Origin of the sequence: Streptomyces roseochromogenus subsp. oscitans DS 12.976 (assembly GCF_000497445.1) — a bacterium.
Lineage (GTDB): Bacteria > Actinomycetota > Actinomycetes > Streptomycetales > Streptomycetaceae > Streptomyces > Streptomyces oscitans.
Map to the genome: position 1 here is coordinate 6,202,296 of NZ_CM002285.1, position 5,212 is coordinate 6,207,507.

The 5,212-nt window shown below is 66.7% G+C and carries 8 protein-coding genes; all 8 read right to left on the bottom strand.

Annotated elements, in window-relative coordinates; all coding sequences use genetic code 11:
* Positions 1–110: 110 nt before the first annotated feature.
* The 8 genes from M878_RS76425 to M878_RS76450 all read right to left on the bottom strand — a co-directional run bounded on the left by M878_RS76425 (position 111) and on the right by M878_RS76450 (position 5,118).
* Positions 111–473: a glutamate ligase domain-containing protein gene (locus tag M878_RS76425; protein WP_023550389.1), complete on the bottom strand. Its 363-nt coding sequence runs from the start codon at positions 471–473 to the stop codon at positions 111–113.
* Positions 473–1,021 carry a C39 family peptidase gene (locus M878_RS76430; RefSeq protein ID WP_023550391.1) on the bottom strand — a complete coding sequence of 183 codons (549 nt, stop codon included), beginning with the start codon at positions 1,019–1,021 and terminating at the stop codon, positions 473–475. Before M878_RS76430 ends, M878_RS76425 begins: the two co-directional genes overlap by 1 nt.
* 12 nt (positions 1,022–1,033) lie before the next feature.
* The gene (locus tag M878_RS76435) at positions 1,034–2,125 is read right to left on the bottom strand and encodes a D-alanine--D-alanine ligase family protein (RefSeq protein WP_023550393.1); all 1,092 of its coding nucleotides are present in this window, start codon (positions 2,123–2,125) and stop codon (positions 1,034–1,036) included.
* Positions 2,122–2,937, bottom strand: a complete 816-nt coding sequence (dapF, locus tag M878_RS76440) for a diaminopimelate epimerase (protein ID WP_023550395.1) — start codon at positions 2,935–2,937, stop codon at positions 2,122–2,124. Before dapF ends, M878_RS76435 begins: the two co-directional genes overlap by 4 nt.
* A gap of 105 nt (positions 2,938–3,042) precedes the next feature.
* Positions 3,043–3,429, bottom strand: a complete 387-nt coding sequence (locus M878_RS97740; protein WP_158692780.1) for a hypothetical protein — start codon at positions 3,427–3,429, stop codon at positions 3,043–3,045.
* A 95-nt stretch (positions 3,430–3,524) separates the two neighbouring features.
* A complete protein-coding gene (locus tag M878_RS49015) occupies positions 3,525–4,370 on the bottom strand; it encodes a helix-turn-helix domain-containing protein (protein ID WP_031225886.1) in 846 nt (281 codons plus the stop codon).
* 27 nt (positions 4,371–4,397) lie between these two features.
* The gene (locus tag M878_RS76445; protein WP_031225888.1) at positions 4,398–4,910 is read right to left on the bottom strand and encodes a DUF6879 family protein; all 513 of its coding nucleotides are present in this window, start codon (positions 4,908–4,910) and stop codon (positions 4,398–4,400) included.
* On the bottom strand, positions 4,888–5,118 hold the full coding sequence (locus tag M878_RS76450; RefSeq protein WP_023550401.1) for a hypothetical protein: 231 nt from the start codon (positions 5,116–5,118) through the stop codon (positions 4,888–4,890). Before M878_RS76450 ends, M878_RS76445 begins: the two co-directional genes overlap by 23 nt.
* Between the last annotated feature and the right edge of the window lie 94 nt (positions 5,119–5,212).

The following is a 5,212-nucleotide window of genomic DNA, read 5'->3' on the forward strand; positions in this document are numbered from 1 at the left end:
GAGACGGTTGGCGGTCGAGAGTGAGAGGAAGGTTCTGAACGGGGCCCGTCCGAGCCACGAGCCTGCGTTCGTCCACAACCCCAACAGCCAAGCAGGTCACAGGCGTCGGCTCACAGGCCCGTGACGGCCTGCCCCGTGAGGGCTTGGGCGATCTGCCAGAGCTGACCGCCGCGACTGGCTTTGATGAGCACAACGTCCTCGCGGCGAAGGACGGTTTTGAGGTAGGCGGTCGCGGTCTCGTTGTCGCGCACGATCGCGATGTCGGGAACCCCTGCCTCGCCTGCCGCGAGGGCGAGCTGCTTGGCGAGGTCATCGCCGACTGCCACGACGAGATCGACGCCAACCTCGGCTGCGAAGCGCCCGATCTCTCGGTGGGCTTCAACGGCTTCGGCGCCCAGCTCCAGCATCTCTCCCAGCACGGCGATCCTCCGGCCTCCTGCGGCCTCGGTCGTTTCGCCGTCAGTCTCGGTCATCAAGATTCTCCGTTGGGGATCAGGGGCGCGAAGGTGATCGCGCGGCCCGTGTAGGAAGGGGTGAGACGGCTGAGGGGGACTCGGTCATGCGTCTGGCCCCAAGCCGATGGGTCCCGGAAGTGAACCGTCGGGTCGGGGCCGTCCTCGTAGCCGTGCAGGATGACGAGGTGCCCGCCGGCGCGGCCGTCGTCCGGGAGCTGCTCGGTCACGGACACGATGAGCGGGGCGTCGTCGAGCCGGCGGAGCAGGTCTTCGGCGGGCACGGGCTCCGCGCGAGACGGCACTCCCAGGTCACTCGCCAGATTCGCGATCCCCGTGTGGAGCGCTCCACGCGGGGTCAGGACGTCTTGCTTGACCGCGAGCTTCAGGAGTTCCGTCACCGTAGGCGCTTCGCGCCTGTAGGCGAGCAGGATCATCCTCAGTGATGCCAGGCCGCACGCCCGGTTGGACCATTCGATTCTGTCTCCCAGTGCCCATCCGCCGTGCAGGTCCCACTCGGCGGGGTCGATGAGCTGTCGGCACAGGGGGACTTCGTGGACGCGCGGCACAGCGGCAGGCTCCTACGGCGAGACGGCGGCCTCCCGTGTCGCGGTGGTGCTGGAGAACACGGGAGTGGGCAGGGGGACATCGTATGGCGGCCGGGCCAGGGCCTCGTGCAGCATCGCCAACACGACTTCCGTGTGCGTGAGTCCGACCATCGCCGCCCCCACCGCGAAGTTGCTGTCACGGGACATGCCCGGTGTGCTGTTGACCTCCAGCGCGTACGCGTCGCCGTCCTCGGTGAGGATGAAGTCGATGCGCGCCGAGCCGCGCAGCCCGATCCCCTCCCACAGGGTCTGGGCGTCCCTGGTGATCCTGTCGAGCACATCGGGGGCCAGCTCGGCGGCCTGGACGGTTACGGTGCCCCTGGAATCCACATCGAGCTTTGTGTCGGCGTCGTAGAACTCGGCCTCGGTCGCCTCGGTGGCGAGTGGCGGGAAGACGACGACCGAGCCGCCCGGAAGCTCCAGCATGCCCACGGTCAGCGGCGTGCCGGTCACGTAGTCCTCGATGAGCACCTCCGAACCCTCCTCGCCGGACGCATCCGCCAGGGCTCGGGGCAGGTCTGCCGCGTCGCGAACGAGGTTCATGCCCACACTGGACCCACCGTGGGGCGGCTTCACCATGACGGTCTGCCCGCCCCAGTTCACCGGGCCGCCGGACCAGACGCGCCAGCTGGGCGTGGGAACGCCGAGGGCCAGCATCACTCGCTTGCACAGGATCTTGTCGGCGGCCACCGCGGATGCCCCGACTCCGCTGCCGCAGTAGGGCACGCGAAGGTAGTCGAGCAGGCCTTGCAACCGGCCGTCCTCTCCATAGGGGCCGTGCAGGTTCGAGAGGGCTACGTCGTGCCCGACCAGATCGCCGATGAAGTCCGGTTCGCAGGGATCGAGCACCTTCCAGCGGGCGCCGATCTCTTCGAGCGCCCCGGACAGGGCCGTGACGGATCGCTGTTCGACGGGGCACTTCGAGTGGTAGAGCCTGTCCTCGGCGGACACGGAACCGTAGATCAGGGCGACGCCGAAGCCCTGCAGACTCTGCCCCCACTGACGGAGTTCCTCGACGGCCTTCTGCACCGCGCGGTCCGAACTGGGGCTGAGGAAGAGAGTCATGCGAGTACCCCTTCGAAGGTGTGGGTGACCGGCCCGCCTACCCATGCGGCCCGGTTCGGCTGGTCTTCGTGCGGCCTGACCGTGAGAGGGTCACCGGCCTGGTTGTGGACCGTGACCTCGCGCTTGCCGACCAGCCCGCGCAGGGTGGCGATGGCGACGGCCGCGACGGCTCCGCTGCCGCAGGAGAGCGTCTCCGCTTCGACACCGCGTTCGTAGGTGCGGATCTTGAGCGCCTGGCTGCCGAGACGCTGGACGAAGTTGACGTTGGTGCCGACAGGCGCCACGTTCTCGTGGTGCCGGACGACCCGGCCCACCACTTCCGTGGCGATGGCGTCCACGTCGCTCACGACAGCGACGACGTGTTCGGTACCGGTGTGCACGCTGTCGAACCACGTCGGCCGGCCGTTGATGAGGGCCTGTAAGACGCGGGGCCGAATGGCGTTCACCTCGGCCGTGATCCAGACGGACGCCGGGTCGACGCAGGCTTCGTGCACGACGCCTGCCATGCGCAGCCTCAGTCGCCTCTTCGCGGGGAAGCCGTCGTCGTGGTGGACAGCCCATGCCGCGCAGCGCAACGCGTTGCCGCACATGGTGGCAACCGATCCGTCCGCGTTGAAGCATGAGACGTCGTACTCGGTGGGGCGTTTGTCGTTGATGCGGCTGACGACCAGGCCGTCCGCGCCCACGCCGGTACGCCTGGCGCACAGGCGCTCCGCCTCCTTCGCCCAGGCCGTGACGTCTCTGGGCTCGGGGTTCGTGAACAGGATGAAGTCGTTGCCCGCTCCGTGGATCTTGCGGAAGCGCGTGGGCATGGCAAAGCTCCTCGTGTCGTGAGGTGGAGGGTGGTGCGAAAGCCCGAGTGGGCCGCGATCAGCGCAGCGCGATGGGCCGGTAGGTGGTGCGGGCCTCTCGCGTGATCAGCGGGGTGCGTTCGGCGAAGTGCAAGATACGGATCGAGCCGCCATCGGCGGACCTCGCGTTCCACGCGGCCGCGGACTGACGGGGACGCCGTTCTCAGTCAGGCGCACCGAGGCTGCCGCGGCTGTTTCGAGCATTGGGGGGAAGACCGCGCCCAAGCGGGCCCAGAAGAGGTAGCGAATGCCGGCCTCTTCGCCGAGCAGACGGTTCAGCTCCATGGCAGTTCCCGGCAAGTGCCGGTCCATCACGTCACGATTCGTCGTGCCCATCGGCAGACCGAGGACGGCATCCGTGTGCGAAGAGATCGCCTCGATGTCGATAGAGGGCTCATCGGCCTCGGATTCCTCGGCCGACTCCGTCGCCTTGCCCGTACTTGCCACAGTCATCACTGGCCCTTCCGGAGCACGCCTTCTGCCGTGCCGATAAATCTAGGAAGAGGTGGGGAGAGGGCTCCACGAGTGTGCCGGGACTTGCCAGGCGTTCACCCTAGAGATTCGATGGCCGCGGTGATGAGTTCCCGTGCTTCGGCGCCGTAGACGGCAAGTTCGGCTAGCTTGCCAAACGTTTTGGCATACATGGCAAGTTCGTGCTTCTGGACGACCGTGAGATGAGCCGAGACCAGTTCGACGTTCACCAACGCGTTGTCGTAGAGGAAGAATCCCTCGACAGGCCAGAGGCCCGAGCGGTCGGCATCCTGGGGGATGATGCCGATGCTCACCGACGGCAGCGCCATGACACTGAGGAGATAGCCGAGTTGGCCCGCCATTACGTCCGTGCCGCCGATGCGGTAGCGCAGGACGCTTTCTTCCAGGAGGATGGCGAACTTGTGGTTTCCGTAGACGACCTGTTGCTTCTCCACTCGCACCTTGACGGCCGCCGGCACATCGTCGATGAGTCCTCGGCGGTCGCGAATGGAGGTCAGGAGTGCGGTGATGTATGAGGCCGTCTGCACGGGGCCGGGGATGAGCCAGGGCGAGTAAATGCGAAATCGCTCGGTGCGTTCCCACAGGGGAACAACAGACTCCTGCGCCCACTTGAGCCCGTGGCGCTCCATCTTGCGCCACTCGACGTACATCCCCGCAATTCCGCGGGCTGTGGAGATGAGATCCTCTGCCTCACCTTCCGCACCGCACGCGGAACACCAATCGCGAAGGTCGCGCTCCGAGGGCGATCGGGCGCCGCTCTCGAAACGCGAAGCCTTCGACTCATGCCAGCCCAGGCTCTGGGCCAGCGCTCGCTTGGTGAGTCCGGCCGCTCGCCGGATCTCGGCCAGGCGTTGCCCCAGCGCCTTGCGGGCTTCTTGGACGCTCGAAGATGGCGATGTCATGGCAATGTGACGGTGCTGTTCGGGCTGTCAGGCCAACTCGAACTCTGCGTGCGGCGTCGCCCGCTTCCATACGGCCCCGAAGGCCGACTCGCAGAGCTTTGCCACCTCCGGGTCCTCTGTGAGTTCTACCTCCATGTTCTCGCCCTCGCCGTCGAAGTGATTGACGAGGACGAGGTGGGAGTCGAACAACCAGAAGTCGTTGCCAGGAAGCGCAATGTCGGTTGCGCGCCTCCGGGAGAGCCACCGCACGCTTTCTCCGGCCGCGATGTTCAGTCCGTCCGTCACGTCGTACTCGAAGCGGATGTACTCGCTGACCGGTGTCGAAACGACGCGCGCGCGTCGAACCTCCACACCTCGCGAGGTCGCCTCCGTCACGATGGCGTGCCAGTCGGCCCAGCGCCCGGCCGGATCGAGGATCACACCGGCCTTCCAGTCGATGAAGGCCGGGTCCGACTTCATGTAGGCGTCGCGCGTCTCCAGGTGGACCGCGGTCCTCTGGCAGTCGCGGAACAACTCCTCAAACGTCGGACTCCTCGTCACCCTTCTTCACCTCCTGGAAGAACCGCACCATGCGCCGGGGGATCTCTACCACCGTCTCATGTCCGGGGATGTCCATCTGCCCGAGCCGCTCATCGTCCTCCACCTTCCAGCCCTGCACGAGGTAGGTGTCCTTCTCGTCGTCGAGGTAGACGGTGGGGGAGCCGCCGCTGGGGCTCTCAGGGTCCTTACCGAGCTTGATCAGGGCCATGATGACCTCCTCGTGTGCCGGTAACGAATGCTGTGCCAAAGCTTGCCCACGGCTTCGCTGCGGAGCGAGGAACTTGCCCGAACTTGCCGGGATT

What these genes read in the sequence shown, in the direction of transcription:
- M878_RS76425 (WP_023550389.1), bottom strand. Translation starts at nt 473, where the DNA reads ATGACCGAGACTGACGGCGAAACGACCGAGGCCGCAGGAGGCCGGAGG.
- M878_RS76435 (WP_023550393.1), bottom strand. Translation starts at nt 2,125, where the DNA reads ATGACTCTCTTCCTCAGCCCCAGTTCGGACCGCGCGGTGCAGAAGGCC.
- dapF (WP_023550395.1), bottom strand. Translation starts at nt 2,937, where the DNA reads ATGCCCACGCGCTTCCGCAAGATCCACGGAGCGGGCAACGACTTCATC.
- M878_RS97740 (WP_158692780.1), bottom strand. Translation starts at nt 3,429, where the DNA reads ATGACTGTGGCAAGTACGGGCAAGGCGACGGAGTCGGCCGAGGAATCC.
- M878_RS49015 (WP_031225886.1), bottom strand. Translation starts at nt 4,370, where the DNA reads ATGACATCGCCATCTTCGAGCGTCCAAGAAGCCCGCAAGGCGCTGGGG.
- M878_RS76450 (WP_023550401.1), bottom strand. Translation starts at nt 5,118, where the DNA reads ATGGCCCTGATCAAGCTCGGTAAGGACCCTGAGAGCCCCAGCGGCGGC.